Genomic DNA, 633 nt, shown 5'->3' on the forward strand with positions numbered 1-633 from the left:
CAATACTATCTAGTTTACAATTTACACCCCGTTTTTCCCAACGGTCAATTTCTGCTATGTAAGAGTAAATGGTGGAGGATGACGGGATCGAACCGCCGACCCTCTGCTTGTAAGGCAGATGCTCTCCCAGCTGAGCTAATCCTCCATGAAGTTGGTGACCCCTACGGGATTCGAACCCGTGTTACCGCCGTGAAAGGGCGGTGTCTTAACCGCTTGACCAAGGGGCCGTATATTTTGAGAACTTATATCTGGCGGAGAGCAAGGGATTCGAACCCTTGAGACGGTTGCCCGCCTACATGATTTCCAATCATGCTCCTTCGGCCACTCGGACAGCTCTCCAAAATTGGCTCCGAAGGTAGGACTCGAACCTACGACCATCGCATTAACAGTGCGGTGCTCTACCACTGAGCTACTTCGGAATAATTTGATCAGACTGGCAACGTCCTACTCTCACAGGGGGAGACCCCCAACTACCATCGGCGCAAAAGAGCTTAACTTCCGTGTTCGGGATGGGAACGGGTGTGGCCTCTTTGCCATCATTACCAGACTGATTTATTTTGAAAGACAAGATTTAGTATACCAAGGTTATCGGTATTTCTCAAGCTTTTTTTAAAAAAAACTTGGCTTATTCTT

At 48.2% G+C, this 633-nt stretch carries 4 tRNA genes and 1 rRNA gene; all 5 read right to left on the bottom strand.

Annotation, left to right across the window (positions count from 1 at the left end):
• Positions 1 to 69: 69 nt before the first annotated feature.
• The 5 genes from QMA04_RS18165 to rrf all read right to left on the bottom strand — a co-directional run bounded on the left by QMA04_RS18165 (position 70) and on the right by rrf (position 547).
• Positions 70 to 145, bottom strand: a tRNA-Val gene (locus QMA04_RS18165).
• Between the two features lie 7 nt (positions 146 to 152).
• Positions 153 to 227 (bottom strand) — tRNA-Glu (locus tag QMA04_RS18170).
• Between the two features lie 22 nt (positions 228 to 249).
• Positions 250 to 339: transfer RNA gene (locus tag QMA04_RS18175), tRNA-Ser, on the bottom strand.
• Between the two features lie 5 nt (positions 340 to 344).
• Positions 345 to 419: transfer RNA gene (locus tag QMA04_RS18180), tRNA-Asn, on the bottom strand.
• 12 nt (positions 420 to 431) lie between these two features.
• Positions 432 to 547, bottom strand: a 5S ribosomal RNA gene (gene rrf, locus QMA04_RS18185).
• Positions 548 to 633: the final 86 nt, after the last annotated feature.

The sequence above is a fragment of the Planococcus sp. APC 3900 genome (genome assembly GCF_030407735.1).
Taxonomy (GTDB): Bacteria; Bacillota; Bacilli; order Bacillales_A; family Planococcaceae; genus Planococcus; species Planococcus notacanthi.